The sequence below is a fragment of the Sulfitobacter sp. AS92 genome (genome assembly GCF_038900015.1).
GTDB lineage: Bacteria > Pseudomonadota > Alphaproteobacteria > Rhodobacterales > Rhodobacteraceae > Sulfitobacter.
The window spans coordinates 44,730-68,187 of sequence record NZ_JBBMQL010000001.1 but is presented as its reverse complement, the minus strand read 5'-3'; the positions used below and the strand labels follow the sequence as shown (position 1 = coordinate 68,187).

The 23,458-nt window shown below is 63.0% G+C and carries 22 protein-coding genes and 1 tRNA gene; 6 read left to right on the top strand and 17 right to left on the bottom strand.

The annotated features are described in order from the left end of the window. Positions 1-28 precede the first annotated feature (28 nt). Both WNY61_RS00335 and WNY61_RS00330 read left to right on the top strand, forming a co-directional pair. A complete protein-coding gene (locus WNY61_RS00335) occupies positions 29-883 on the top strand; it encodes an SDR family oxidoreductase (RefSeq protein ID WP_342849465.1) in 855 nt (284 codons plus the stop codon). Positions 884-897: 14 nt separating this feature from the next. Then, positions 898-1,494, top strand: a complete 597-nt coding sequence (locus tag WNY61_RS00330) for an exopolysaccharide biosynthesis protein (RefSeq protein WP_342849464.1) — start codon at positions 898-900, stop codon at positions 1,492-1,494. Here WNY61_RS00330 and dxs read toward each other — a convergent pair. The 5 genes from dxs to WNY61_RS00305 form a co-directional block, all read right to left on the bottom strand. Further along, positions 1,491-3,419 carry a 1-deoxy-D-xylulose-5-phosphate synthase gene (gene dxs, locus WNY61_RS00325; RefSeq protein ID WP_342849463.1) on the bottom strand — a complete coding sequence of 643 codons (1,929 nt, stop codon included), beginning with the start codon at positions 3,417-3,419 and terminating at the stop codon, positions 1,491-1,493. The two genes, WNY61_RS00330 and dxs, sit on opposite strands and share 4 nt — an antisense overlap. A gap of 41 nt (positions 3,420-3,460) precedes the next feature. Next, positions 3,461-4,345, bottom strand: a complete 885-nt coding sequence (locus tag WNY61_RS00320) for a polyprenyl synthetase family protein (protein WP_342849462.1) — start codon at positions 4,343-4,345, stop codon at positions 3,461-3,463. A gap of 8 nt (positions 4,346-4,353) precedes the next feature. Further along, positions 4,354-4,596: an exodeoxyribonuclease VII small subunit gene (locus WNY61_RS00315; protein ID WP_007118582.1), complete on the bottom strand. Its 243-nt coding sequence runs from the start codon at positions 4,594-4,596 to the stop codon at positions 4,354-4,356. 108 nt (positions 4,597-4,704) lie between these two features. Next, entirely contained in the window at positions 4,705-5,406 is a 702-nt protein-coding gene (locus WNY61_RS00310; RefSeq protein WP_342849461.1) for a response regulator, read from the bottom strand. Beyond that, positions 5,403-5,915 (bottom strand): MarR family transcriptional regulator, encoded by a 513-nt coding sequence (locus tag WNY61_RS00305; protein WP_342849460.1) that lies wholly within the window; start codon positions 5,913-5,915, stop codon positions 5,403-5,405. Before WNY61_RS00305 ends, WNY61_RS00310 begins: the two co-directional genes overlap by 4 nt. A 172-nt stretch (positions 5,916-6,087) precedes the next feature. Here WNY61_RS00305 and WNY61_RS00300 point away from each other — a divergent pair, with 172 nt between their 5' ends. After that, on the top strand, positions 6,088-6,957 hold the full coding sequence (locus WNY61_RS00300; protein WP_342849459.1) for a branched-chain amino acid aminotransferase: 870 nt from the start codon (positions 6,088-6,090) through the stop codon (positions 6,955-6,957). On the opposite strand, the gene WNY61_RS00295 is transcribed toward WNY61_RS00300, so the two are convergent. The 8 genes from WNY61_RS00295 to WNY61_RS00260 all read right to left on the bottom strand — a co-directional run bounded on the left by WNY61_RS00295 (position 6,954) and on the right by WNY61_RS00260 (position 14,592). Next, positions 6,954-7,721 (bottom strand): 5-oxoprolinase subunit PxpA, encoded by a 768-nt coding sequence (locus WNY61_RS00295; RefSeq protein WP_342849458.1) that lies wholly within the window; start codon positions 7,719-7,721, stop codon positions 6,954-6,956. The genes WNY61_RS00300 and WNY61_RS00295 overlap by 4 nt on opposite strands. Further along, positions 7,718-8,749: a biotin-dependent carboxyltransferase family protein gene (locus WNY61_RS00290; RefSeq protein ID WP_342849457.1), complete on the bottom strand. Its 1,032-nt coding sequence runs from the start codon at positions 8,747-8,749 to the stop codon at positions 7,718-7,720. The genes WNY61_RS00295 and WNY61_RS00290 overlap by 4 nt, the downstream gene beginning before the upstream one ends. Further along, positions 8,746-9,474, bottom strand: a complete 729-nt coding sequence (locus WNY61_RS00285) for a carboxyltransferase domain-containing protein (RefSeq protein WP_342849456.1) — start codon at positions 9,472-9,474, stop codon at positions 8,746-8,748. The genes WNY61_RS00290 and WNY61_RS00285 overlap by 4 nt, the downstream gene beginning before the upstream one ends. After that, complete coding sequence (locus WNY61_RS00280) at positions 9,467-10,399, bottom strand: hypothetical protein (protein ID WP_342849455.1); 933 nt, start codon at positions 10,397-10,399, stop codon at positions 9,467-9,469. The genes WNY61_RS00285 and WNY61_RS00280 overlap by 8 nt, the downstream gene beginning before the upstream one ends. 12 nt (positions 10,400-10,411) lie before the next feature. Then, on the bottom strand, positions 10,412-11,722 hold the full coding sequence (locus tag WNY61_RS00275) for a TRAP transporter large permease subunit (RefSeq protein ID WP_342849454.1): 1,311 nt from the start codon (positions 11,720-11,722) through the stop codon (positions 10,412-10,414). Positions 11,723-11,726: 4 nt separating this feature from the next. Then, the gene (locus WNY61_RS00270; protein WP_007118591.1) at positions 11,727-12,251 is read right to left on the bottom strand and encodes a TRAP transporter small permease; all 525 of its coding nucleotides are present in this window, start codon (positions 12,249-12,251) and stop codon (positions 11,727-11,729) included. 71 nt (positions 12,252-12,322) lie between these two features. Beyond that, positions 12,323-13,312: a TRAP transporter substrate-binding protein gene (locus WNY61_RS00265; RefSeq protein ID WP_342849453.1), complete on the bottom strand. Its 990-nt coding sequence runs from the start codon at positions 13,310-13,312 to the stop codon at positions 12,323-12,325. Between the two features lie 38 nt (positions 13,313-13,350). Further along, the gene (locus tag WNY61_RS00260; protein ID WP_342849452.1) at positions 13,351-14,592 is read right to left on the bottom strand and encodes an FAD-dependent oxidoreductase; all 1,242 of its coding nucleotides are present in this window, start codon (positions 14,590-14,592) and stop codon (positions 13,351-13,353) included. A 163-nt stretch (positions 14,593-14,755) separates the two neighbouring features. Between WNY61_RS00260 and WNY61_RS00255 the strand changes: the two genes are divergently transcribed. Then, positions 14,756-15,451: an aspartate/glutamate racemase family protein gene (locus tag WNY61_RS00255; protein ID WP_342849451.1), complete on the top strand. Its 696-nt coding sequence runs from the start codon at positions 14,756-14,758 to the stop codon at positions 15,449-15,451. Here the strand turns inward: WNY61_RS00255 and WNY61_RS00250 are convergent. Then, positions 15,448-16,662, bottom strand: a complete 1,215-nt coding sequence (locus WNY61_RS00250; protein WP_342849450.1) for a crosslink repair DNA glycosylase YcaQ family protein — start codon at positions 16,660-16,662, stop codon at positions 15,448-15,450. The two genes, WNY61_RS00255 and WNY61_RS00250, sit on opposite strands and share 4 nt — an antisense overlap. Next, entirely contained in the window at positions 16,659-17,696 is a 1,038-nt protein-coding gene (locus tag WNY61_RS00245) for a LacI family DNA-binding transcriptional regulator (RefSeq protein ID WP_342849449.1), read from the bottom strand. The genes WNY61_RS00250 and WNY61_RS00245 overlap by 4 nt, the downstream gene beginning before the upstream one ends. A 146-nt stretch (positions 17,697-17,842) precedes the next feature. On the opposite strand from WNY61_RS00245, the gene WNY61_RS00240 reads away from it, so the two are divergent. Next, a tRNA-Arg gene (locus tag WNY61_RS00240) sits at positions 17,843-17,919 on the top strand. A gap of 325 nt (positions 17,920-18,244) precedes the next feature. Further along, on the top strand, positions 18,245-22,213 hold the full coding sequence (locus tag WNY61_RS00235) for an AAA family ATPase (protein ID WP_342849448.1): 3,969 nt from the start codon (positions 18,245-18,247) through the stop codon (positions 22,211-22,213). On the opposite strand, the gene WNY61_RS00230 is transcribed toward WNY61_RS00235, so the two are convergent. Together WNY61_RS00230 and WNY61_RS00225 are read right to left on the bottom strand one after the other, a co-directional pair. After that, positions 22,172-23,071, bottom strand: coding sequence for a bile acid:sodium symporter family protein (locus WNY61_RS00230; RefSeq protein WP_342849447.1), 900 nt, complete (start codon positions 23,069-23,071; stop codon positions 22,172-22,174). The genes WNY61_RS00235 and WNY61_RS00230 overlap by 42 nt on opposite strands. Beyond that, entirely contained in the window at positions 22,998-23,444 is a 447-nt protein-coding gene (locus tag WNY61_RS00225; protein WP_342849445.1) for a hypothetical protein, read from the bottom strand. The genes WNY61_RS00230 and WNY61_RS00225 overlap by 74 nt, the downstream gene beginning before the upstream one ends. Positions 23,445-23,458: the final 14 nt, after the last annotated feature.

Genomic DNA, 23,458 nt, shown 5'->3' with positions numbered 1-23,458 from the left:
CAAGGCCCGCGCGGGCCACTTTGGCGGCATGGATAAAACGCTTCTTTCAATCGGCCACGGCTATAGCGCCCGCGCGCTGGCCACGCGGCTGATCCCGCAAGGCTGGCGCATCATTGGCACCACGCGCAGCCCCGACAAACTGGCCGAAATCGCCGCGACGGGAGTTGAGCCGATGCTCTGGCCCGGGAATGATTTAACCCCGCTTTTGCGAGAGGTGCCCAACCTATTGGTCTCTGCCGGGCCGGGGCCGGAGGGTGATCCGGTCCTGCTGGAGTTGCAGGATGAGGTTGCCGCCGCCGCGCCGCATCTGCGGTGGGTCGGCTATCTGTCGACCACCGGCGTCTACGGCGATCACGGTGGCGATTGGGTGGATGAAACCACGCCACTCGCGCCCTCGACCCGACGCGGTGCAGCGCGGGTTCAGGCCGAGGCGGCATGGGCCGCAATCCCGGACCTGCCGCTGCACATCTTCCGTTTGGCGGGCATCTACGGCCCCGGGCGCGGGCCCTTTGCCAAGGTGCGCAAAGGCACGGCGCGGCGGATTATCAAAGAGGGCCAAGTCTTTTCGCGCATCCATGTGGAGGACATCGCACAGGCGTTGGAACTGTCTTTGGCCACACCGCAACCCGGCGCGGTCTATAACCTCTGCGATGATGATCCCGCCCCACCGCAGGACGTGATCGGCCATGCCGCCGAACTCTTGGACCTGCCCTTGCCTCCGGCTGTTGATTTTGATGAGGCGGAGATGACCCCCATGGCGCGCAGCTTTTATGCGGAGAGCAAGAAGGTGCGGAACGATCATGCTAAGGCCGCGTTGGGCTGGCAACCGATCTATCCCGACTACCGCTCTGGTCTGGCCGCTCTCTTGGGGTCAGAAGACTGAACCCGAGGCCATTCATGCGTCAAGACGAACACACGTTGGCCTATCTGTTGGATAGTATGGATCGCGCAGCAGAGAATGAAGCCGTGTCGGTCAACGATGTATTGCACGAGATCGGCGACCGCTCGATCACGCCGCTGATCTTGATCGTAGCACTGCTGCTGGTCTCGCCATTGTCAGGCATTCCCGGCGTGTCGACGATGGCCGCGCTGATCATCATTTTGCTGGCGGTGCAGGCTGTCACCGGACAGCGCAGGCTTTGGCTGCCGCAGTTTCTGTTGCGCCGTGAGGTTGCCGGGCATCGGTTAAGCGGCTGTGTTCGTTTCCTGCGTCGGCCCTGCGCCTTTGTCGATGGGCGCTGCAAGCCAAGGCTGCAGTTTCTCACGACCGGGCCGATGCGTTTCATCACGCTTGTCGTGGTCACGATCATCCCGCTCGGCTGGCCCTTCATGGAGGTGTTACCGATGATGTCGTCTTTGGGCGCGGGCACTGTCGCGTTGCTGGTTTTTGGCCTTTTTACCCGCGACGGGCTGTTCGTGCTGTTGGGGTATATCTGTGTGGCGATAACGTTGATCGTAGGCGGCCTGCTGTTGCTGGCCGCCGTCAATGCCTAGGCACGCTGCGCGTCCAGATCCCCAATGCCAAGCACGTCCAGCACCTTGGCGGTGATCTGTTCCGCGTTCATGCCCGCAACCGCGTACATATCCGCCGGATTGGCCTGATCAATAAAGATGTCAGGCAACACCATGGAGCGGAATTTGAGACCCTTATCAAAGACCGCCTCATCGGCAAGCAGTTGCGCCACATGGCTGCCAAAGCCGCCGACAGCACCCTCTTCTATGGTGATCAGCGCTTCGTGATCCTCGGCCAGTTTCAGGATCATGTCCCGGTCCAACGGCTTGGCGAAACGGGCGTCAGCGATGGTGGGGGTGATACCTTTGGCGTTCAGTGCTTCGGCGGCTTTTTCGACTTCCTCAAGCCGGGTGCCGAAAGACAGAAGCGCGACCTTGCTGCCCTCTCGGATGATCCGGCCCTTGCCGATTTCCAGCGGCGTGCCGCGTTCTGGCATCTCAACGCCTCGCCCCTCACCACGCGGATAGCGGAAGGCAATGGGACCCTCGTCATGCGCGGCAGCAGTGGCGACCATGTGGCGCAACTCGGCCTCATCGGCGGCGGCCATCACCACGAAACCGGGCAAGTTGGCTAGGAACGCCACATCGAATGCGCCTGCGTGGGTTGGCCCATCAGCGCCGACCAATCCGGCGCGGTCGATGGCGAAACGCACCGGCAGGCGCTGGATCGCGACGTCATGAACGACTTGGTCGTAGCCGCGCTGCAAGAATGTCGAATACATGGCGCAGAAGGGTTTCATCCCCGCCGCTGCAAGCCCCGCGCAAAAGGTCACGCCGTGCTGTTCGGCGATGCCCACGTCAAAGCAACGGCTGGGGTAGCGTTCGGCGAAAAGGTCCAACCCGGTGCCGTCGGGCATCGCTGCGGTCACGGCACAGATCTTGTCATCCGCAGCAGCCTCAGCCAGCAGGCTGTCGGCAAACACGCGGGTATAGCTTGGCGCGTTGGAGGGCGATTTTTTTTGCTCGCCCGTCACCACATTGAACTTCGCCGTAGCATGTCCCCTGTCACGTGCCGCTTCGGCGGGGCCATAGCCCTTGCCCTTTTGCGTCTGGATGTGGATCAGGATCGGACCTGTCGCGCGTTGTTGCACGGTGCGCAGGACGGGCAGAAGCTGGTCCATGTCATGCCCGTTGATTGGCCCGAGGTAGGAAAATCCGAGGTTCTCGAACAGCGTGCCGCCAACGGCCATGCCTTTAAGCATGTCTTTGGCGCGTTTCGCGCCTTCGCGGAAGGGTTCAGGCAGCAAGCTCACCGCGCCTTTGGCGGCGGCTTTGAAATCTTGGAACGGCGCTTCGGCGTAGAGACGGCTGAGGTAGCTCGACATCGCGCCGACGGGCGGGGCGATGGACATCTCGTTGTCGTTCAGGATGACGATCAGCCGTTTTTTAAGATCGCCTGCATTGTTGAGCGCCTCATAAGCCATGCCCGCGCTCATCGCGCCATCCCCGATCACGGCGATCGCATCGCCCAAGCCCTCGGGGATCACGCCGCCCAGATCACGGCCCACGGCGAAACCCAAGGCCGCTGAGATCGAGGTCGAACTATGCGCCGCACCAAACGGGTCATAGGGGGACTCGCTGCGTTTGGTGAACCCGCTCAGCCCGTCCTTCATCCGTAGGCTGCGGATGCGGTCGCGGCGTTCGGTCAGGATTTTGTGGGGGTAGCACTGATGGCTGACGTCCCAGATGATCTTGTCGCGCGGGGTGTCAAAGACCGCATGCAGCGCCACGGTCAGTTCCACCACGCCAAGGCCCGCGCCCAGATGCCCGCCCGTTTCCGACACGGCCGAGATCGTCTCGGTCCGCAATTCACGGGCGACTTGGGTCAGCTGGGCATCGGACAGGTGTTTCAGGTCCGCGGGGCGGGTGATCTGATCAAGCAGGGGGGTGGCGGTTGTGTCACTCATCGGGGCCTCTCTGGTGCCGCATTGGCGCATGTGCCGCCCGGCTAGCTGTCGCGGGCAATAACGAAGGCGGCAGCGGCTCGCAAGCTCTGCGCCTCTTGTCCATAGTCAGATAGGGCGTCGCAGGCCATGTCCACCAATTCGGCGGCGCGGGTCTTGGCGCCGGCCAGCCCGAGGAGGGACACGAAAGTCGCCTTACCCGCTGCATCGTCTTTGCCCACGGCCTTGCCGACGGTTTCCGCATCGCCTTCGACATCGAGAATATCATCAGCGATTTGAAAGGCGAGACCAAGGTGTTTGGCATATTGGCCAAGCGCCGTGGCATCTGCCCCGGCCATGCGCGGCCCGGCCATGGCAGACCATTCGATCAGTGCGCCGGTTTTGCCGGCTTGAAGCATGGTGATTTCCGCCAGCGACAGCGGCGCGGGCGCGGTTTCCGCAGCAATGTCGAGCGCTTGGCCGCCGACCATACCGCCAACCCCTGCGGCCCCGGCAAGGCTGGTCATCAAGCTCAGCCGCGCTTCGGCGGAGCAAGGCAGATGCCCGATCAGTTCGAAAGCCAAAGTCTGCAATGCGTCTCCCGCCAACACGGCGGTGGCCTCGTCCCATTTGCGGTGCACGGTCGGCTGGCCGCGGCGCAGGTCGTCGTCGTCCATGCAGGGCAGATCGTCATGCACCAGCGAATAGGCGTGCAGCGCCTCGATCGCGCCCGCTGCCGGGGCGGCCATGCCGGGGGCGATACCGTGGAGCCGAGCGGATTCGATTACCAGAAAGCCACGCAGCCCTTTGCCGCCCGCGCAGGCATAGCGCATTGCATCGGCCACCGGGCCTTGGCGCTCGGCCAAAGCTGCTTCAATTTGGGCCTGAGCGAGGTCGCGGGCATGGTTGAGTGCCTCGGCGAGTGGTGGGGGCGTCGTGTCGGTTTGCATTCTGGCGCTCAAAGCCCTTCGACGGGTTTCAGCCCATTTGGGTTGCCATCGCCATCAAGGGTGATCGCGGCGACCTTTTCTTCGGCTTCTTTTAGCTTGGCCTCGCAGCGCGCCTTCAGCTTGGCCCCACGCTCATAAAGCGCGATGCTTTCGTCGAGCGCGACGTTACCGTTTTCAAGCTGGCTCAGCACTTTTTCAAGCTCGGCCATGGCGGTCTCAAAATTCATCTCTTCTACCGGTGTGTCAGACATTGCGCGCCTCATGTGTCAGAATTTCGCGCGACAATAGAACTTCGCGCCGCGCTTTGCCAGCGGGCTGGCATTATGAATTTTACCTATGTGTTTCGCCGAAGGCCCGGGTCAGTCCGGCGCCAGCATATAGCCCGCACCGCGCACAGTTTGCAGGTATTGCGGCTGTTTTGGATCGCTCTCGATCTTGCGTCTTAACCGGGTGATTTGAACGTCCACCGCGCGTTCCTGCGCTTGACCCCGGTCGCGGCCCAACTCCTCAACCAGTTTCGCGCGGCTCAGCGCGATGCCGGGCTGGGCGGAGAAGATCTTCATCAGATGTACTTCGGTCGCGGTGAGACGCACCAGATCGTCGCCCTGCCACATCTCACCTCGCTCCATGTCATAGCGGATCACGCCGAGCGACAGCACTTTTGGCGCGGCATCGGCGGCAGAGGTGTCAGGCATGCGGCGCAGGATCGCGTTGATGCGCAGCAGCAGTTCTTTGGGCTCGAAGGGTTTGGGCAGATAGTCATCCGCCCCGGCTTCCAACCCTTCTATGCGGTTGTCTGTCTCGCCCTTGGCGGTCAGCAGGAGGATCGGCGTTTGCAGGGTTTCGCGCAACGATCGGGTCAGTGCCATGCCGTCTTCGCCGGGCATCATCACGTCGAGCACGATCAGGTCAAACTCAAGCCCCGCCAGCACCCGCCGCGCATGGGCGGCGTCGCGTGCGGTGCTGACCAGAAAGCCGTGCCGCATAAGAAATTTGCGCAGCAGACTGCGGATTCGCTCGTCATCATCAACGACCAGCAGGTGAGCGTCCAACTCGTTCATGAAGCGCTTTCGCGGAGCCGGTCAAAGCTCTGGCGCATTTCGGGGTCCATCATGGCCTCCAATACCGTTCTAAAACCGGCCACGGCTTCGGGCCCGGCGGTGCGAAAGGCCAGCCGCATGCGCGCGCGCTGCGCGTCTGAAAGCTCCTGTTCCAGCTTGCGACCTTCGTCGGTCAAGAACAAATGCCGCTCGCGCTTGTCATTGCGGCCAACCTTGCTTTGCACCAGACCATCGGCGATCAGCGTGCGCAAGACACGGTTGAGCGATTGTTTCGTGACTCCAAGGATGTTGAGCAGGTTGTTCACCGTCGTACCCGGCGCGCGGTTGATAAAGTGGATGGCGCGGTGGTGCGCGCGGCCATAGGCCATATCGGCCAGAATCCGGTCGGGATCGGCGGTGAAACCGCGATAGGCAAAGAACATCGCCTCGATCCCCTGCCGCAGTTGTTCGTCGGTCAAAAACAGCAGGCTGTCGCCGCTGCTAGGGGCCATCATCCGCCCGTCAGCCATAGTATGTCTCAATCTCTCTCAGGCCTGTTGGGGATCAGTTTACGTCAGCCTTGTTGACATTCCAATAGTGAAAGGCTATCGAATCTCGTGTTTTGCGCAATTAAATGTCTGCATATGCCGATTTTTGCGCAATTTTTGAAAAGATAGCGGGTCATTTTGGGAGGTAAATACCATGGCAGGCGGATATGACGATCGAGACGGGCACATCTGGATGGATGGCAAAATGGTGGATTGGCGCGATGCCAATGTCCATATCCTGACCCATGCGATGCACTATGCGTCTTCGGTGTTCGAGGGCGAGCGCGCTTACAACGGCAAGATCTTCAAAAGCCGTGAGCATTCCGAGCGTCTGAAGCGTTCGGCAGAAATGATCGACTTTAAAATCCCCTACACGATTGACGAGATCGAAGCCGCCAAGGCCGAAGTCCTCGCCGCATCCGGTTTGCAAGACGCCTATGTGCGCGCAGTTGCCTGGCGCGGTGTGGGCGAAGACATGGGTGTCGCCTCGGCCCGTAACCCGGTGCGCTTGGCCATCGCGGCATGGGAATGGGGTGCCTATTACGGTGATGCCAAGATGAAGGGCGCCAAGCTCGACATCTCCAAATGGAAGCGCCCCTCGCCTGAGACGATCCCAAGCCACGCCAAGGCCGCGGGTCTTTATATGATCTGCACCATGTCCAAACATGCGGCTGAGGCCAAAGGCTGTTCCGACGCGATGATGTATGACTACCGCGGCTATGTGGCCGAAGCGACGGGCGCGAATATCTTCTTCGTCAAAGATGGCGAAGTGCACACGCCGACGCCCGATTGCTTCCTTAATGGGATCACCCGTCAGACCGTCATCGGCATGCTGAAAGACAAGGGCATCACCGTCCACGAACGCCACATCATGCCCGAAGAACTCGAAGGTTTCGAGCAGTGCTGGCTGACCGGCACCGCCGCCGAAGTGACCCCGGTGGGCCAGATCGGCGACTGGAAGTTCGAGGTTGGCGCGCTGACGCGCGAGATCGCCACCGACTATGAAAAGCTGGTGCGCAGCTAAACGCTGCCGCCGAACTTTGCCAAAGTCACACCGCCGTCCTGCAAACCCTTGCGGACGGCGGTTGCGATTTGAACGGCCTCTGCGGTGTCGCCATGCAAGCAGATCGTGTCGATCCGCGTGGGGATATGTTTGCCGCTCTCGGTGATGATCGCGCCGGCTTTGACCATCTCGACCATTCTGGCGGCTGCGCGGTCTGCGTCATGGATCACCGCGCCCGGATTGCTGCGGTCGACCAAGGTGGCGTCATCGTTGTAGGCGCGGTCGGCGAAGATTTCTCCGGCCCATTTGCAGCCCAGTGATTTCACCGCCCGTTCCTGCGCCGTTGCGGCAAGTACCATGACGATGAGATCAGGGGCCACGCTCAGGGCTGCTTCATAGAGGTCACGGGCCAGTCCCTCATCTTCGGACGCCATATTCGCCAACGCGCCGTGCAGCTTCAGGTGCCGTACCTCTGCGCCGACGCTGCGGGCCATGCCGACGCTTGCCGCGACCTGAAAGCGGATTTGGTTCTGCAATGTCCCGCGCGGAAGTGCCATGCGGTTGCGGCCAAACCCGGCCAAATCCATGAATCCCGGATGCGCGCCGATGCCGACGCCATTGTCATGCGCCATGCGCATGGTGGCTGCCATCACATCCGCATCGCCCGCATGACCGCCGCAGGCGATATTGGCCGAGGTTACGACCTTCAACAGCGCGGCGTCATCGCCCATCGTCCAAGGACCAAAGCTTTCGCCCATATCGGCGTTAAGATCGACGGTGGTCATGTCTTGTCTTCCTTAAAAGGGTCAGCGGTGGCCGAGACCACGCCGGAAATCAATTGATAGCTCAGCAAATCGCGGATCCGTGCGGGATCGCGCAGCAGGGGCTGGCGTTGTTTGGGCAGGGCGGCGAGGTCGGCGCGGTGGCGGGTCTCGGCGGCGAGGGCTTCGTCAAGGTCGATGAACTCGAATTGCAGCGCCGCACCGGGTTGGGCTTGCGCCACTATTGGCAGATCGCAGGGGATCACGGTCCCGATACGGGGGTAGCCGCCAGTGGTCTGGCATTCGCACATCAGCACAAAGGGCGCGCCATCGCCGGTGATCTGGATGTCGCCGGGGGTGATGACCTCAGAGACGATGGTAAGTTGCCCGCCGGTGGTGAACCCTTCGCCGTCATGGTCCATCCGCGCACCCATTCGGTTGGCCCGGGCATCTCGGCGGAAGGTGGTTTCGGTGAAGCGTGCACGGGTTGCATCGTCAAAAGCGTCGGTCTGCATGGAGGAGACAATACGCACCCGCTCGCCGCCAAAACGGCTGTCGCGGGGGAGGGTTTGGCTGGTCACGCTGCCGCTATCCTTGCCGACGGGCAGGCTGTCGCCCGTTTGCAGCAGACGACCGATGCCCGCGGCGAGGTGGCTGGAGCGCGACTCCATCACCGGCTCAACATCAAAGCCGCCGCCCACATGCAGGTAACCATAAGCCCCATCCCGCGCGCCGCCGATGGTTAGTTTGGCCCCGGCAGGCAGCAGGTGGCTGGCGTTCCACGCAATCGGCTCGCCGTCGATGCTGACCTGCATCTGCGCGCCGGTGAGGGCGATGCGGATGCCTTGATCGGCTTCAAAGCTGCCGCCGCTGCCCGCCATTTCCAACGCGGCACAGTTTGGGTCTTGCCCCAGTAATGCGGCTCCTTCGTGCAGGGCGGTCGGGTCCGCAGCGCCGCCATGGGTCAGTCCCAAGGCGCGGTAGCCGGGACGGCCAAGGTCTTGGATGGTCATGGCGGGCCCGGCTTGAAGGATGGTCAGCGCGGCACTCATGTCAGCGCCTCCCGCTCGGCACCGCCGGTGGGGTCATCAGCGATGCGGTCGAACTCCTGCCGTGTGATCGACGGGAAAATCAGCTCATCGCCGGGGGACAGCGGGAAGGGCATCTCGCTGCCGGGGCGGAAGGTGCGAAAGGCCGTCTGGCCGATGTGCCGCCAGCCGGTGGGGGAGGCATTGGTGAAAATGATCAACTGCCGGATTGCCACCACCAGCGACCCCGGTGGCACGGACTTTGTCAGCCCCTGTTGGCGGGGGATATCCCAATGCGGGGCCAGTTCACCCATATAGGGCTGGCCGGGGGCGAAGCCGATGGTGAGCACGCGCACGCGGGACTGTGACAGCTCAGCGATTGCGGCGTCAGGGTCAAGGCCCGCCGCCTCCGCAGCCTCTTCCAACTGGGGGGCCAGATCGGTGCCATAGACTGTGGGCACATGCCACAGTGTGCGCCCGGCGGGCAGGGCTTCGGCGAACCAATCGCGTGTTTGCAGCAGATTGTGGAGGCGGTCGGTCATCCTGGTGATCGCGTCTCGGGAAACCTCGAACTGCACAAAGGTCGACACGAGCGAGGTGCTGGTCTCGGTCACTTCGGGCCAATCCTGTCCCTCTACCGCCGCGCGAAACGCCAGCGCGGCGCGGTTGGCAGGTTCGGACATCTTTTCAGCAAAGGTGATCAACAGGCCAGAGAGGCCAACGCTGCGGATGCGGGGCCAGTCAGTCATTGCAAAGCATCCTTTCGTAGAGGCGCGGCAGCAGCACCGGGGTCAGATACATCGGCAGTTGCCAGCAGCCGATAAAGATCATCAAGGGGGCCAGAACCTCGGGCGGGAGTGCGACGAGGAACAGCGCGATGTTGCGATTGCCCGCGCCGATCGCCAGCGGCCCGGCGACCGGGTGCAGTGGGCCACGGCGCAGCACCAGCAGAACCGCCGCTTGCAACAAATAGCTTAGGGCGAAGGCCAGCACCGTCCAGCCCGCCACCGCCCAAGGATCGCTCCGCAGCGCTGGGTTCAGCGCGGCCATCAACCCAACGACGATGATACAAAACGCCAGCACCGACGCCCCGTCGAGGGCTTCGATCTGGCGTGCCGTGGGGCGGGGCAGCAGAACGTGACGCAGGGCAAAGCCCAACCCCGTCGCGGCAAGGATTACGGCCAGCAGGCGCAGCGCGGCCAAGACGACCTCGGTCGCGGGGCCAAGCTGCGGGAGAAGAGCCAGGACCGGCAGCACCGTTAGCGGAAAGGTGGCCGTGCCCAGCACCATCAATTGCATCATGCGCCCTGCATCGAGCCGCAGCAACAGGGCGAGGTTGACGCTGCCCGTCAGTGCTGGCGCAGCCGAGGCCAGTGTCACCGCCAGCGCGGCGGGAGTTTGGCCCAGCCCGGCCAGCGTAAAGCCCCCAAGCAGCACCAGCGGCAGCGCCGTCTGCAACGCTAGCACCGACGCCAACCCCCACCGCAAATCGCGCGCCGCACCGGTTGCGGCGCGGTGCCCGATCCTGAGCGCGGTGATCGTCAGCAGTGCCGCCACCATCTGCGGCAGCCAGTCTGCCAGCATCGCCGCGAGGCCGGGCAGAGATAAGCCCGCCAACAGCCCGATGATCAGACAGGCCCGCGCATGGCGCGACGCCAACCTCAGGAGATACATGGGCTGTCACCGCTAAACGGGCGCGCTGCGCAGGTTCTCGGGCAGCCATGTGGCCACTTCGGGAAACCAGATCAGCACGAAGACCATAAAGACCATGATGGCAAACATCGGCAGGGCGGCCTTGGTGATATAGCCCATCTCGTGATTGGTCATGCCTTGCAACACAAAGAGGTTGAACCCGATAGGCGGCGTGATCTGCGCCATCTCAACCACGACCACGACGAAGATGCCGAACCAGATCAGATCAATCCCCGCACTGCGTACCATCGGCTCAACCACGGCCATGGTCAGCACGACGGACGAGATCCCATCAAGGAACATGCCCAGCACGATGTAGAAGACCAACAGCGCCATCAGCAGCTCGAAGCGGGACAGATCCATCGCCGCGATCCCGTCGGCCAAGGCGCGGGGCAGGCCGGTGAAGCCCATCGACAGTTTCAGGAAAGCCGCACCCGCAAGGATCAGCGCGATCATCGCGGAGGTGCGCATCGCGCCCATCAGGCTCTCGCGGAAGCTGTGCCAGTTCAGCGAGCCTTGGAATAGCGCCAGCGTCAGTGAGCCGATCACGCCGATGGCGGCAGCCTCGGTCGCGGTGGCAAAGCCCAGATACATCGATCCGATCACGACCGAGATCAGCGCAAAGACCGGCAGCAGGAAGCGTGAGTTGCGCAGCTTCTCGGCAAAGGTCATGTCTGTCTCAACGTCGGGGTTCCAGTCTTTCGACAGCATACTGGTAATCGCGACATAGCCCATGAACATCAGCGCCAGCAGCAGGCCGGGCATGACGCCGGCAAAGAAGAGCTTGGTGATGCTTTCGTTCACCGTCACCCCGTAGACAATCAGCGCCAGAGAGGGGGGGATCATCAGGCCCAGTGTGGCAGCCCCGGCCAGCGTGCCGATGATCATCTTCTCAGGATAGTTGCGCGCCCGAAGTTCGGGGATCGACATTTTCCCCACGGTGGTCAGCGTCGCAGCAGAGGAGCCAGAGACAGCGGCAAACACGGTACAGCCGACGATATTGGTATGCACCAGCCCGCCCGGCAGCTTGGCAAGCCAAGGCGACAACCCCTTGAACATGTCTTGCGACAGCCGCGTGCGGTAAAGGATCTCGCCCATCCAAACAAAGAGCGGCAGCGCGGTAAGCGTCCAGCTTGAGGAACTGGCCCAGATCGTGGTGATCATCGTGTCGCCCACGGGGCGGGTGGTAAAAAGCTCCATCCCCACCCAGGCAACGCCCATCAGCGCGAGGCCAACCCAGACACCGGTGCCGAGAAGAAAGAACAGGACGATCAGAAACAGGACAATGGCGTAAATCTCGGTCATGGCGTCATTCCCCGAAGCTTTGATCGACAAGATCACGGGTGACGCGGTGGTCGCCCTTAAAGATGAGATGCAGAAGATTGTCTGTCAGCGCGATGGCCAGAATCCCGCCGCCGATTACCATGACCGATTGCGGCATCCACAGCGCAGTGGCGTCTTGGTCTTGGCTGACTTCGTTGAACTTCCATGACCAGTAGACGAACCAATAGGCGTAATAGGTGAAGTACCAAGCCACCGCAGCGGCCACGGCGAAACACCAGATATCAAGCAGCCGCCGGCCTTTATCGCTCAATGCATTCACAAGGATCGACACGCGGATATGAGAGCCACGGTTGAGCGCGTTTGCAAAGGCAAGGAAACTGGCCCCGGCCATGGCGTAGCCTGCATAGCTTGCGGCCCCCGGAAAGACATTGCCGGTCCAGCGGGCGACCATCTGGGCGACGATCAGCGTGAGGATGGCGACAAGACAGACCGCCGCGAGCGCCCCCGCCCCGGTGTAAAGCCCGTCCAATATATTGCGCAGCGTCTTCATCCGACCCTCCCTAGTTCATGCCCCGGCATGAGAGCGGCGGCCCCGAAACAGGGCCGCCGAAAATTGTGCGATTACTGCATCGCCTTGTAGTCATCGACGATTGCTGCGCCGTCTTCGCCTGCGGCTTCAAGCCACTCTTGCGTCATCGTGTCACCGACTTCGCGCAGGCCAGACATCAGCTCTTCGCTGGCTGGCTCGACGTTCATGCCGCCTTCGCGCAACCCGTCATAGGTGAACTGGGTGTAGTCCTTGGCGGCTTGCAGGCCGCGCTCTTCGGCTTCGGTCGCGCAGGTTGTGACCGCTTCTTTGTTGGCGTCAGAGACATCTGACCAAACGTCAGCGTTCACCATCACGTAGTTGCGCGGCAGCCATGCGTCGACTTCATAGAAATGCGTCAGGCTTTCCCAAACCTTCTGGTCGTAACCGGTGGCCCCCGAGGAGATCATCGATTCCGCAACGCCGGTGGCGAAGGCTTGGCTGACTTCAGCGGCTTCAATGGTCACGGGCGACATGCCGGTCAGTTCGGCCAAACGCGCGGTGGTGTTGTTGTAGGAGCGGAACTTCACGCCCTTCATGTCTTCGACCGAGCCGACCTCTTTCTTGAAGTAGAGCCCCTGCGGCGGCCATGGCACGTTATAAAGCAGGACGAGGTTCTGCTCTTCGAGCACGGCTTCGACCTTGGGCTTGGCGGCTTCCCACAGTTTTGCGCTGGCTTCGAAAGATGGGGCGAGGAATGGGATAGAGTCAAAGCCGAAGACGGCATTCTCGTTCTGGTGGCCAGAAAGCAGACGCTCGCCCAGCTGGACCTGACCGGTCTGGATCGCGCGTTTGATGTCTGCTCCTGCGAACAGTGCGCCGCCCGGATGTACGGTGATCTCGATCTCGCCGCCGGTGGCTTCGGTCACGCATTCGGCGAATTGCACGCCGTTTTCGGAATGGAAGTTCGAGGCCGAATAGGCCATCGGCATGTCCCATTTCTCGGCCGCGAAAGCAGGCATGGCAGTGCCCAGAGTCAGAGCCGTCGTGGCCGCTCCGGCCATCAGTCTTGCTGTAAGTGTCATGTGGTTTCTCCCTAGTTTTTTCATAGTCGCGCTTGGCATTATTTGTCGAAGCGCTGGGGGTGATACGGGGCAAGATCCGTGTTGGGCGGTTGCCCCGTGATCAATCCGGCGATCAGTCGGCCCGTTTTTGGCCCGCCCGTCAACCCGATGTGGTGATGCCCGAAGGCAGTATAGACCCGGCTCGTCCCAATCTGCCCAATCAGGGGCAGCGAGTCGCTGGGGGCGGGTCGGTGCCCCAGCCATTCGATCTCATCTTCGGCGGTGAGGTTGGGAAAGGCGGCTTTGGCTTGGCGGCGCAGCAGGGCGAGCGGTGCTTTAGACGCGCCCGCCTCGAGCCCGCCGAATTCAACGATCCCGGCGCAGCGCAGCCCCTCAGTCATCGGCGTGGCGACAAATTTGCCCGCCGCCATCATGGTGGGGCGCGACGGGCCGCCTTGGGCATCTTTGAAAACGATGTGATAGCCGCGTTCGGATTCCAGCGGCACGTTGATCCCCAGCTTGCGCATCAGCGGTTTCGACCAGACGCCGGTGGCCAACAGCACGTCGTCGCAGGGCAGCGGGCCTTGGTCGGTCAGGACCGAGGTGACCTCTTCATTAAGGATCGTGATGTCCTGAACCTCCGCGCGCTTGAGGGTGCCGCCCATCCCCTCGAACGCTTTTGCCAGAGCGCGGACATAGCCGCCGGGGTCAGCGATGAAACCGTGGTCGGCCAGCCGGGCGACGCAGGTGATCTGCGGGCCATAGGCGGGGTCGAATTCCTGCACCGCGCCACCTTCGATGATCTCGGGCACGAAGCCCGTATCGCGGCGCAACGCCCATGTGTAGGCTTCGGCCTCAAAGGCGGCACGGCTGGTGTAGGCAAAGCAATAGTCGCTGTCGTGAACCCAATCTTCCAGCCCCAGATCGGCACAAAGGGCTTTGTGCTGGGCCACGCTGTCGCTGACGATAGGCGCCAGCCCGGCTGAAATCCGGCGGGTGTCGGCATCATTCGCGTGGCTCATGTAGCGGCGCAGCCATGGCAGCAGACGTGGCACATAGGGCCAACGCAGGAACAACGGAAATTCTGGATCGCGCAGCATGCCCGGCGCTTTGCTCAGTAGGCCCGGCCCGGTGACAGGGGCCACCCCGGCAGCAGCCAGCACACCGCCATTACCATGCGAGGTGCCGCGGCCCGGTTCGGACCGGTCCAATAGGGTCACTTGCGCCCCCGCGCGTCGCAGCCAGATCGCCGCAGAGACGCCGACAATCCCGGCGCCGATGACAACGACATGCTGGCTCATGAGGTGAGGCTTTCGATTTTACGTCGCATGATGGCTTGGTTCCTTTCCGGCATCTTTGCATAAAAAATCACCACGTCAATAAAATGTTGATAAAATGTCATCGTTGTCGTTTCTCTTGTCCTGCGTGATCATCAAAGGCACCTTGCGCCTAAATGGAGGGCAGATGGTGAAAGATACAGGCGCGCGGCTGGGGATACTCATGCTCGACACGCGGTTCCCCCGCATTCTGGGCGATGTCGGCAATGCGGGCAGTTGGCCCTTTCCGGTGCGCTATGCAGTTGTGCCCGGCGCCACGCCCGAAGCGATCGTCTGCGATGATATCGAACCCTTCGTGGAAGCCTTTATCGCGGCGGGGCGGGGGCTGGTTGCGGAAGGCTGCACCGGCATCGCCACCACTTGCGGTTTCTTGGCATTGATCCGGCCCCGACTGGCTCAGGCGTTGGGCGTTCCGGTTGCCGCCTCGGCGTTAGAGCAGGCGGGGCAGATCGCGGCCTGTCTGCCGCCTGGGCAAAAGGTGGGGATTTTGACGATCTCAGCGGGCACACTTTCGCCTGCTCATCTGCGCGCCGCTGGCGTGCCTGAAGGCAGCCCGGTGGAGGGGCTTGAGGGCAGCAGTTTTGCACAGACGATCCTTGGAAATGCTGCTGAACTGGACGTCGCACAGGCGCGGGCAGACATGGTTCAGGCCGCAAACCGACTGGTCGCCACCAATCCGGATGTTGGCGCGATCCTGTTGGAATGCACGAATATGGTGCCCTATGCGCCCGACATCGCGGGAGCCACGGGGCGGCCCGTGCATTCGATCCACAGCTATCTCAACTGGTTTCACGCAGGGTTGCGGCCGCCCCGTTTCGCCTAGACCGGATCGCGCAGCCAGCCATCAACAAAGCGCAGTTGGCTCACCCCCGCGAGCGGTAAGAGCCGCTGCAATTCAGCCTCAAAAGCTGCCTGTCGCCCCTTTCCCCATCCGACACCACGCTCGGGCCAAAGCGCGGTGATGCGCAACTCAACCACATCGCGATGCGCCTTCATATCGACGCGGCCTACCAGTCGGTCGCCCTGTAGCAGGGGAAAGACATAATAGCCGTATTTGCGTTGCGCTTCGGGCACGAAAACCTCAATCCGGTAGTCAAAACCGAAAAGCCGCGCGGCGCGTTTACGGTCGCGCAGGGCCGGGTCGAAGGGGCTGAGCACGCGCAGACGCGTGGGTGGCTCGCGGGTGAGGGCAGGATCATCGGCCCAGCCGGGGCGGACAAAGGCGGGCCGCAGGCTGCCGTCGGCGGCCTCCACGTTAATTTCTTCTAACCGCCCGGCAGTCTGTTCGACAGCACACCAGCCCCGTGCCTCGGCGGGAGAGATATGCGCCCAAAAGGCCGCCAATTCGCCCGCGGTGGCAAAGCCCAGCCGGGTCAGTGCCTGATCGCAGCACCAGTCAATCGTCTGAGTGGTATCCGGCGCATTGGCGGGATCGTGCAGCGCCGCTGGCACCACCCGCTCGGTCAGATCGTAACGCTTGCGGAAACCCTCGCGCCCGGCCACCGCCAACGCGCCGCTGCGCCAGAGGTACTCCAGCGCGGTTTTCGACGGATGCCATTCCCACCACCCCCCGCTGCTGCGCGGCTCGTCCCGGCCCACGTCTGAGGAAGTGACGGTGCCTTCCGCGCAGACCTGCGCCAGCACACTTTGCATCTGCGCTTCGAAATCATGGCGCTGCCAATCCTTCCACCTGCCCAGCAATTTCTCCGCATCACGCGTCCGGCGTAGGTGCCACTGCGGATAAAATTCCATCGGGATGACGGCAGCATCATGGGTCCAATGCTCAAACAGCGCGCGGTCTTTTTCGTAAAGCTGTTTCAGCGCCGCCGGGCGATAGCGAGGGCGGCGGGCAAAGAGGATCAGGTCATGCGCCCGCGCCACGGTGTTGATGCTGTCGAGCTGCACGAACCCCAAGTCATGGATCAGCTTCAGCAGCGCCGCGCCCTTGGCCGGACCCTGTGGCGGGTCAGACAGCAGATGCCGCGCCAGAAACAACCGCCGCGCGGCGCCATTTCCGAGCGTCGGGCGGCTCACCCCTGACGGCGGCGGCGCAGGGTATCGCCCAGCGACAGCGTTGGGGTGAGGGTGATCTGGGTCTGCATATCGGGGTCGGGTTCGGGGATCGTCTGGTTAAGGATGATCCGTGCCGCAGCTTGGCCGATCTCGTTCCGGCAGGCGTCCATCGTCGCCAATTGACGCGGCAGACCTTGCAGCAATTCGACATTGTTAAATCCGGCAAGGCCGATCTGCCCGGGGATGTCGATGCCTTGATCAATCAGATGCAGCAACCCGCCCGCGCCGATCATGTCATTGGAGTAATAAAGGAAATCAAGATCGGGCGAGCGCTCAAGCATCTCTTGCGTCATCTCGCGCCCTTTGGCCAGAGCCGAGCCCCCCGAGTAAAAGGCGCGGTCTTCAATCTCGACACCAGCCTTGGCCAGCCCTTCGGTAAAGCCTTCAAACCGCTTGCGCGCGCGGTGGTCGAGCGGCATTTTCGTGCCCATGAAACCGATCCGCTCATAGCCTTCGCGCAGGATCGCCTGCGCCATCTCGCGCCCGGCGCGGCGGTGCGAAATGCCCACCATCGCGTCGATCGGTTTGCCATCGGTGTCCATGATCTCAACCACCGGAATGCCCGCATTGCGCAGCATGGCGCGGGTGGCCTCGGAATGCTCAAGCCCCGCGATGATTACGCCCGAAGGCCGCCACGAGAGCATCTCATACAGCACCCGCTCTTCCTTCTCGGGCAGGTAGTCGGTGACCCCCACGACCGGCTGCAGAGGTGTATCTTCAAGCACCTGATTGATGCCGTTCAGCACTTCGGGGAACACCATATTGCCCAGAGAAGGGATTACCACCGCCACGAGGTTCACCCGTTGGCTGGCCAGCGATCCCGCGATTTGGTTGGGCACATAGCCAAGCGCCTTGGCAGCGGCGAGCACCCGGTTGCGAGTGGCCTCTGACACGTCACCGCGCTTGCGCAGGACACGGCTGACCGTCATCTCGGAAACGCCACAAGCATCGGAAACATCGCGCAGGGTCAACGGGCGTTTTGGGGGTGTGGTCAATTTGGTGTTCCTGTTTGCCTTTTCTATAGTTAGCGCGAAGCAGGATACGCGATCAAGCGCTGCCGGCGCCGTGCTGCGACGCCGTGCCAAACGGTTGCCATTCTGCCGATGACATCATCCTCAGCTTGCGATAAACCGCCCCCGTAGGCCCCGTGGCTCAACTGGATAGAGCAGCCCCCTCCTAAGGGGCAGGTTGCAGGTTCGAATCCTGCCGGGGTCGCCATTCAAAATTGCCTTGGAATACAGCTTCTTTCTGAGGCATCTTCTTGATGTCCTTACCGAAAAGAAATGTAGAGCATTATGGCATATCCTTGTTGGGCTACTGACACGACCGAGCCAGATCGCTTTGAGCCGGGGCGCTGCAATATGATCGAAAGGGAATGAAGCAGCGCTGCATTGAAACTGCACCGCCAGTCATCGGCGTATATACTGGGCCGCTGAAGTTCCCGTGCGGCACATCTTAATCTGTGATATTATGTTGTTGGGCGGAGGCCATAGGCGTTTTGCCCCGAAGTATCGACGGGGTTCGGCTTTGAGGGAAACACAGAATGACCAAGGATGGAGCATGGAGCAGCCCGTTCCTGCCGGCGCAGGCGCGTCGGTGTCTGTTGAACCAAAGGGACGGGGAGTCGCGGGCGCTGGCCATGCCGGGGGCGATCCTATTCTGCGACCTGACGGGATTCAGCCGCCGGGGTGCCGAAGGCGTGACGCGATCCGAGCGGGGAGCCGAGGCGCTTCAAGCGGTCATCAACGACGTGTTCGCATGCCTTGCGCGCGCCATCGAGGCTCACGGTGGATCGATCCTCTACTTCGCGGGCGACGCCGTCACTGCGCATTGGCCGAGGGAGGCGGGCTGGAGTAAGGCGATCGCTAATGCGGTGTCCTGCGGTCTCGCGATCCAGAAAGATATCGCCAATGTGAATATCAGCGACCCGCTAATCATCCGCGCCGGGGTGAGCGCGGGCGATTTGTGGTTACTCGACGTCGCGGATGCGGAGCGCGCGCGCCATGCCGTGTTTTGCGGGCCCGCGCTGGCCTCTCTGAAGGGTCTGGACACAAGCGCGAATGGCGTGCGCCTGACTGCACAGGCGGAATCCCTTGCAGGTGCAGGATTGCGCGTCGAGCATGGCATCGCGTGGTCGGCGGAGCGGCAGGGGCCGGGCGCTTTGGAACCTCCCGAGCTTGACATCGGGCCATGGCTCAGGCGGCACCAGCGCGCGGGCCGCGATCTGGGGGCCGACTGGGTCGCCGAGTTCCGCCATGCGCATGTTTTGTTCGCCCGCTTTCCGGATTTCGCTTTCACCGGCGCGCAGGATCTCGCGGGTCTCGCGGCACTCTTGCGGGCGGTCGCCGCAGCGGTGGAGGATAAAGGCGGCGCTTTGCTGCAGGTGTGTTGCGATGACAAAGGCCTCGTTGCGGTTGCCGCCTGGGGGCTCGCCTCCTGCGCCTGGGAAGATGCGGCGGAGCGCGCCACGTTGGCCGGGCTGGAACTGGAGCGGACGGAAGGCGTGACGGTCTCGGTTGCGGTGGCGGCGGGGAAGGTCTTCGCTGGGCTGGTTGGGACCGGTACCTATGCGCAATACGTGGTGGTAGGCGATGCCATCAATCGGGCCGCCGCGATGAGCGTGCGGGCGGTCGCGCCGGTCGTTCTGGATGACGGGACATGCCGCGCGGTGGCGCGTCGGTTCGATACGCGGCAAGTCGCAGAAACGGTTTTGAAGGGTCAGACAAGCGCCACGGGCTTTCACGCTGTGGTCGCCGAACGGCTGCGCGGCCTCGCCCATGCGGGCGAGATGATTGGGCGCGAAACCGAGACTGCGCGCTTGGCCGGGATCGTTGAGCGGATCAAGATCGGCACCGCGTCCGACTTCGCGATCACCGGGGTGGCGGGCTTGGGCAAGTCGCGCCTTGCCGTCTGGTTTGAGGGGCATCTGGCCGACGCCGGGCTGCCGTATCTGCGGATTCAGGCGGACGGGCTGCGACGGGCGATTAGCTACTGGCCCTTCGCGTCGCTGGTGGCGGACCTGCTGGACCTCGCGCCGGATGCCGGCCCGACCGCGTGTCGAGATGCCGCCGCCGCGCTGCTCGGGTCCGAAGCGGCGCCGTTTCTGCCGCTGCTGAGCCCGGTGTTGCCGACAGAGCTGTCGGACAGTGATGCGACGCGCGGGCTTGTCGGGGCGGGCCGCGCCGAGCGGACACGTAGTTTGATTGCCGATCTCGTTATGCGGCTTTTGCCGCCCGGTCTTCCGGTGATGATCGTCGAGGACGCGCATTGGCTCGATTCCGCATCCTGGCAGTTGCTCGACCTGCTCTCGCGCCGCGCGCCGCTGTCGCTGTGTTTTGTTACCCGGCCCCTGTCCCCTGACGATCTGCCCAGCGAGGCGCGGCGTTTTCTGGATCCGGGCCGTGTCGAGATGCTGGAGCTGCAGCCGTTGGGCCCGGCAGAAAGTGGTGTTCTGGGCGCACGGAAGCTCGGGGCGGATGCGGCCGCTCCGCCGCTCGAGGCTCTGCTTTTCGAGAAGGCGGCCGGTCATCCGCTGTTCACCTCCGCACTCGCGCAGGCGCTGGAGGGCCGCGGGCTGGTGCGGATCGAGGGCGGCTATGCGCATCTGCGGCTTGGCGAGGCTGGCCTGGCAGGGATCGCGATCCCGACGGACGCGGCTGGTGCCGCGCAAGAGCGCATCGCCGCGCTGAGTCCGGCCGAACAGCTGACGATTAAATGCGCGGCGATTCTCGGCCGCGATTTCACCAACGAAGCTCTGGCAGCGCTACATCCTTCGGCATCGCCGGACACAGTGGCGGGCTATCTTCGCAGCATCGCTGCGACCGGCCTGATCGAGACTGCGGGGCCGGGCGCGTGGTGCTTTCACCACGCCATCGTCGCGGATGCCGCTTATCGCAGCCTGGTCACCGGACAGGCGCAGCGCCTGCACGTCGCCGCCGCAGCAAACATTGCGCAACGCGCGGGTGACGCGCCCGAGCAGGCGGATCTCGCTCTGTTGGCGTATCACTACGAGCGTGCCGGAGAGCGCGAGCCTGCGCGCCGCACCCTGATCGCGGCGGCGGAAGGCGCGCGCCGCGCCTATGCCAATATCGAGGTGGTGGATTTTCTGACCCGCGTCATGCGGTTGAGCGAAGAGGGCGGCATGGCGGTCGATCCGCTGACGCTGGGGCGCTGGCGCTATGACATCGCCCACGCGCTGCGCGCGATCGGCCAGTACCAGCGGGCCGAAGAATTTCTTAAATCCTGCCTGGTAGGGATCGACCGAACCCCGCCTGAGACTGGCGGCCAGGCAGCGCGGGCAATCCTATCGGGCTATGCCGCGTTTCGCCTGCGCCCCCATCGGAGCGCGCAGGCAGAGGCGCGCCGAGCACCCCTGGTTCTCGCAGCAGAAGCGTCGATGATGCTTTCAGAAATTCACTACGAGTTGAACAAGATCCCCTTTGCGCTGGCCGAGGTATTGCGCGGCGCGAACCTGGCCCGGCGCGCGGGCGGCGACAGTGCGACGCTGGCCAAACTCTGTATCGGCCTCTCGCTGATCTCGACCTCGCTGCCTTGGGCGCTGGACGGCGACGATCTGCAACGCACCGCGCTTGCGATGGTGGATCGGCTGGACGATCAGCCGACCGAGGCGTGGGTCTGCATGGTCTCGGGCAATTACGAGACCGGCAAGGGCGGTTGGTCGGACGGCGAAAAGTATTTCAGACGCTCGATGGTCGTTGCCGAGGCATGTGGAGAGCGCAAGACTTGGGAGACCGCCGCCTCCACGTTGGCCAATCTCAGCCGCCTAGAGGGGCGTTTCGAGGCGGCGATGGGCTGGAGCGACGTAACCCTTGCCGCCAGCCGCGACCGTGGTGTCGTACACGGCATCATATGGTCGCATAACGGGCGCGCCCGTGACCTTTTGTGTTTGTCGCGTCTGGATGAGATGCGGGAGGATGTTGCCGCACTTGAAAGGTTACTGCAAGATCCGGCCAACGCGCAGGATGCCAATGACAATAATAAGCTGGTCTTTCATTACAGCCGCGCCGTGCTGGCGTTGGAGGATGGCGAGAATGCAGTTGCCCGAAACGCGCTCGAAGAAGCGCTTGCCATTGTGGCGCGCACGGCGCGCCCGCAGGTCTACATGACGCAGAACGCGCCGTTCTACTGCGATCTTCTTTGGGCCCTTCGGGAGCGGGGCTGCAAACGGGACGAGCTTCTTGCCCATCAGGCCCTGGTCGCGAGGTCGGCGCGGCGCATCGCGCGGCAATTCCGCGCCGGTGCCCCTATGGCGGCTCTCGCCGCGGGAGATCACGCATGGCTGCGCGGGTACAAAAAGAAGGCAGAGATGCTGTGGCGCAGCGCGGTCGATCATGCGCAGGTGCGCGGGATGCGCTACAATGCGGCCCACGCGCTCGACCGGCTGACCCGGACAAAGATCGCCGACGAGGCCGCGGCCCGTGACCGGCACCTTGCGGAACTGGCGATACCGCTACCCCGGCTCTGGCGATTGTCCGACAGGGCCGGCGCTTGAACCCGCCGCCATGCGCCGCCGCCAAGCCACGAAGGGCAACGACAGCGCCCATGTGGTAACCGAATAGATAGCCGTTGGGAGCGTCATCTCCGGCAGGCCCGTCGCCACACCCGCCACGATCCCGCCCACCGCGATGCCAAGCGTGCCGTTCTGGATGCCGGATTCGATCGCGACCGTAGTCGTGTCGCTTACCGACAGTCCTGCCAGCCGCGAGGTCAGTAGCCCGAGCGCCAGAAGTACGGCGTTCATCGTCAGCAGCGCCGGTCCCAGCACCCCGATATTAGCCAGAAAGACGGCCCAGTTCGCGGCCAGCGCCGCCACAATCAGCACCACGAACAACGCAAACGCCACTCGGATCGTCCAGGGTGCGATCCGCGCAACCAGCGTTGGCGCTACCGCCGTCAGTGCCATCCCCAAGGCGACCGGCACCGCCGTCAGGGCAAACATCACCAGGCCAAGCCGGGTGACATCTACGGGTGGTGCATCGGCACCCATAAAATGGCGCATCGACAGCGCGGTCAGAAGCGGCAGCGTGAGAATGCTGGTTAGGCTGATCACCGCCGTGAGCGAGACCGAAAGCGGGACCGATCCGCCCGCCATTCGTGCCAGCACGTTTGACAGGACGCCGCCGGGGCAAAGCGCAAGGATCATCGTGCCCACTGCCAGTGCTGGCGACAGGCCGAACAGCGTCGCAACGGCGAATCCGACGATCGGCAGCAATACCACCTGGTTGAACGCGCCCAGACCAAAGGCCCGCGGTTGCCGCGCCACGTGCATGAAATCATCACCGCGCAGGCCCAGCCCCAGTGAGAACATAATGAGGGTCAGGATCGCTGGTAGGAACAGATCGACCAACATGGATCGAACTCCTTTCCGTTTCTTCAATCCTACACAAAATATCGCCCCCGTCACCGCATTTTTCGTGCTCCTGCGCATCCGGCCCGGTGGGCGGCATCAGCACCTCGCGGCGCTGTTGCCGATGCCGCGCTTTCAGCACGCGGATGAAACCAATGGCATTGCCAAGCGCGATTGCCGAGGTGCCGAGAATGGCGGGCCAGAGCGGGGTTTGCGCGGCCACCGTGTAATAAGCAACGTAATGAACCGAGCCTGCAAATAGCATGGACCGCAGTATCAACTGGTTGGTGAACAGGCAGGCGCAGGCCTGCAGCGCTGCACCGGCAAGCACCAGCCACCCTACGGGATCATTCAACTGGTCTAGCATTTCCGTCATCGTCCATCCCTTCG

What these genes read in the sequence shown, in the direction of transcription:
- WNY61_RS00335 (WP_342849465.1), top strand. Translation starts at nt 29, where the DNA reads ATGGATAAAACGCTTCTTTCAATCGGCCACGGCTATAGCGCCCGCGCG.
- WNY61_RS00330 (WP_342849464.1), top strand. Translation starts at nt 898, where the DNA reads ATGCGTCAAGACGAACACACGTTGGCCTATCTGTTGGATAGTATGGAT.
- dxs (WP_342849463.1), bottom strand. Translation starts at nt 3,419, where the DNA reads ATGAGTGACACAACCGCCACCCCCCTGCTTGATCAGATCACCCGCCCC.
- WNY61_RS00320 (WP_342849462.1), bottom strand. Translation starts at nt 4,345, where the DNA reads ATGCAAACCGACACGACGCCCCCACCACTCGCCGAGGCACTCAACCAT.
- WNY61_RS00315 (WP_007118582.1), bottom strand. Translation starts at nt 4,596, where the DNA reads ATGTCTGACACACCGGTAGAAGAGATGAATTTTGAGACCGCCATGGCC.
- WNY61_RS00310 (WP_342849461.1), bottom strand. Translation starts at nt 5,406, where the DNA reads ATGAACGAGTTGGACGCTCACCTGCTGGTCGTTGATGATGACGAGCGA.
- WNY61_RS00305 (WP_342849460.1), bottom strand. Translation starts at nt 5,915, where the DNA reads ATGGCTGACGGGCGGATGATGGCCCCTAGCAGCGGCGACAGCCTGCTG.
- WNY61_RS00300 (WP_342849459.1), top strand. Translation starts at nt 6,088, where the DNA reads ATGGCAGGCGGATATGACGATCGAGACGGGCACATCTGGATGGATGGC.
- WNY61_RS00295 (WP_342849458.1), bottom strand. Translation starts at nt 7,721, where the DNA reads ATGACCACCGTCGATCTTAACGCCGATATGGGCGAAAGCTTTGGTCCT.
- WNY61_RS00290 (WP_342849457.1), bottom strand. Translation starts at nt 8,749, where the DNA reads ATGAGTGCCGCGCTGACCATCCTTCAAGCCGGGCCCGCCATGACCATC.
- WNY61_RS00285 (WP_342849456.1), bottom strand. Translation starts at nt 9,474, where the DNA reads ATGACTGACTGGCCCCGCATCCGCAGCGTTGGCCTCTCTGGCCTGTTG.
- WNY61_RS00280 (WP_342849455.1), bottom strand. Translation starts at nt 10,399, where the DNA reads ATGTATCTCCTGAGGTTGGCGTCGCGCCATGCGCGGGCCTGTCTGATC.
- WNY61_RS00275 (WP_342849454.1), bottom strand. Translation starts at nt 11,722, where the DNA reads ATGACCGAGATTTACGCCATTGTCCTGTTTCTGATCGTCCTGTTCTTT.
- WNY61_RS00270 (WP_007118591.1), bottom strand. Translation starts at nt 12,251, where the DNA reads ATGAAGACGCTGCGCAATATATTGGACGGGCTTTACACCGGGGCGGGG.
- WNY61_RS00265 (WP_342849453.1), bottom strand. Translation starts at nt 13,312, where the DNA reads ATGACACTTACAGCAAGACTGATGGCCGGAGCGGCCACGACGGCTCTG.
- WNY61_RS00260 (WP_342849452.1), bottom strand. Translation starts at nt 14,592, where the DNA reads ATGAGCCAGCATGTCGTTGTCATCGGCGCCGGGATTGTCGGCGTCTCT.
- WNY61_RS00255 (WP_342849451.1), top strand. Translation starts at nt 14,756, where the DNA reads ATGGTGAAAGATACAGGCGCGCGGCTGGGGATACTCATGCTCGACACG.
- WNY61_RS00235 (WP_342849448.1), top strand. Translation starts at nt 18,245, where the DNA reads ATGACCAAGGATGGAGCATGGAGCAGCCCGTTCCTGCCGGCGCAGGCG.
- WNY61_RS00230 (WP_342849447.1), bottom strand. Translation starts at nt 23,071, where the DNA reads ATGTTGGTCGATCTGTTCCTACCAGCGATCCTGACCCTCATTATGTTC.
- WNY61_RS00225 (WP_342849445.1), bottom strand. Translation starts at nt 23,444, where the DNA reads ATGACGGAAATGCTAGACCAGTTGAATGATCCCGTAGGGTGGCTGGTG.